This window comes from Synergistaceae bacterium, assembly GCA_021372895.1.
In the GTDB taxonomy this organism is placed as follows: Bacteria; Synergistota; Synergistia; order Synergistales; family Synergistaceae; genus JAJFTP01.
The window spans coordinates 1-2,331 of record JAJFTP010000083.1 but is presented as its reverse complement, the minus strand read 5'-3'; the positions used below and the strand labels follow the sequence as shown (position 1 = coordinate 2,331).

The 2,331-nt window shown below is 48.0% G+C and carries 3 protein-coding genes; all 3 read left to right on the top strand.

Features of this window, described 5'->3' with window-relative positions; genetic code table 11:
* Positions 1–682, top strand: a 682-nt coding sequence (locus LLF78_07870; GenBank protein ID MCE5202411.1) for an FAD-binding protein, incomplete at its 5' end; no start/stop codon positions are given.
* Positions 645–1,466 carry a hypothetical protein gene (locus tag LLF78_07865; GenBank protein MCE5202410.1) on the top strand — a complete coding sequence of 274 codons (822 nt, stop codon included), beginning with the start codon at positions 645–647 and terminating at the stop codon, positions 1,464–1,466. The genes LLF78_07870 and LLF78_07865, both read left to right, overlap by 38 nt.
* Before the next feature lie 43 nt (positions 1,467–1,509).
* On the top strand, positions 1,510–2,331 hold an 822-nt coding region (gene ftsA / locus LLF78_07860; GenBank protein MCE5202409.1), incomplete at its 3' end, for a cell division protein FtsA.

The window sequence follows — 2,331 nt, the reverse complement described above, 5'->3', positions numbered from 1 at the left end:
CGAAAAATTAGATTTCATCAAACTAACAAGGTCAGGAAACGGCGAAAGCATTGAAATAGAGGCAGGAGCCGGAGTATCTGTGAAAAAACTTCTTGCTCTCACAATTGAAGAACGACTCGGTGGCCTGGAATTTTTGACCGGCATCCCGGGTACACTGGGTGGAGCTTTGTGGGGCAATGCCGGCGCGGGCGGATGCGGATTCAGCGGTCTTATCAAAGAGGTTTCTGCTGTTGACTGGAATGCGCGCACGATCAGGCTTGGCGAAGATCTGTTTGAATGGGGATATCGCTCATGTCCTGTAGACGAAAGTATCGTAGCGCTTATAACCTCATGTGTGATCTCATTAAAAACCACGCCGAAGGAAATGATCTTTAAGAATATCAAAAGGTTTGCCGGAATGAAAAAGGGCCAGCCGCTGGGAAGAAAGACAGCCGGCTGCGTGTTCAAAAACCCTCCGGGAATGTCTGCAGGCCGCCTGCTTGATGAATGTGGCTGCAAAGGTATGAGGATAGGCGGTGCCGTGGTTTCGGGTTCTCATGCTAACTTTATTGAAAACGACGGGGATGCTTCATCCCGGGACATATATAAACTTTGTGAGCTTTGCAGGGAGATGGTCCTGAAGCTGCATGGGGTAGGTCTGGAATATGAAATTAAATTCCTGGGCAATTTCAAGAAGGACTAAAAAGAGGCTGAAAGTCCTTTTGCTTGTCATATCCTTAGCTGGAGGTATGCTTGCAGCTGCGGAGTCAAGGTATGCTATTTTCAGGCTTTATGGGATCGATATAGATCCGGTCGGGATCCTCTCCGAACAGGTCGTCTGGGGTACTGTAAAACCGCACCATGAAAAGCTCTGGATCCTGCTGTGGCTCTCTAAGGAAGAATACTGCGATAATATCGAAGCCTATTACCCTGTTAACCTCAGGATGGAACTCTCAGGATGGGGGAAATTCAGACTTGAGATACTGCCTCTTGAGCCTGCGTTCAGAATGTACTGGGGTGGCAAATTCTGGTATGTTGCAGCTGATGGGAGGACATGGCTGAGTTTGCTCAGGGTAAACACATTCATAAGGTCTGAAAAGGCAGATGCTCTCCCGCTGCTATCCTGGAGCACCGACAGAGCGACCCCGCTGGATCTTTCCGGGGATCATGGAAACGTTTTTTTCTCCAGTATGCCTATAGATAAAGTATTACTTTGGTACGACAACCTCAAAGCGCTGGGGTGGTCAGAAAAGGTAAAATTCATCCAGGCCGGGTTCAGAGAGGGCAAAGAGGTTGTAAATCTGATCTTTTATGGTCAGGAAAGGAACAACGGGGCGAACATAATGTTTCTGGACGATCCAAAGGAATGGCAGACAGCCGGACTGGCTATCAAAAAAATATATCCTGATATTTCTAAAATTTCATCCAATGTCTTTATAGACACTACATACAAAGGTAAAATTCTTGTGAAAAATAAGGTACAATAAGAGTCGAAAATGTTTCTCATCAAGAAGAGAGGGGGCTATTTGATTGTTTAAGAAAGCCTCAGGTTATTCATCGGATCGTGAGCCCGAACTCCTTGCAGGACTTGACCTTGGTACCAGCAAGGTCACAGTTGTTGTTGCTGAAAGAGAGCATGGGAGTGAGGAAGCTCAGATCATCGGTGTCGGACAGGCTCCGTCAAATGGTATAAGGAAGGGACTGATCGTTAATCTTGACCAGGCTGTCCGCTCTGTAAGACAGGCCGTGAGCGATGCACAGAATATGGTCGGTCAGGATATTACTGAAGTTACTGTGGCTTTTGGCGGAGGTGAAGTGACCAGCATTCGCACAAAAGGTATGGTCTCCCTTGGCCGTACTCCACGTCCTGTTATGCAGCTCGACATTGAAAGAGTTATTGAAGCTGCTCAGGCCGATGTCGCAGTACCGGCGAACCAAAGTATACTGCACACGATCCCGGTCGAGTATTCACTCGATGGGAATGTAGGTATAGATGACCCCTTGGGTATGACGGCTATCAGGCTGGACATCCAGCTGCAGTCAGTGATAGTTCCGACATCAACGATCCAGAACGTTTTGAACTGCGTAGATAAGGCAGGACTTGATGTTTCGGGACTTGTGCTCAAGCCTCTTGCAGCGGCACTGGGAGTAATATCCCCGGAAGAGGCCCTTGCAGGTGCTGTCGTTATCGATATAGGCGGCGGTACAACAGGAGTTGCTGTTTTCTCTGACGGCAGGCCCAAGCATCTTGGCCTGATATCAGTGGGAGGCGACCACATAACCAACGACATAGGAAGCGTCCTTAAACTGCCGCTGAACAAATCTGAAGAACTGAAAAGGGAAATATCTGTC

Bases quoted from the DNA above. Each gene is read 5' to 3' on its own strand.
- LLF78_07865 (MCE5202410.1), top strand. From the start codon at position 645: ATGAAATTAAATTCCTGGGCAATTTCAAGAAGGACTAAAAAGAGGCTG.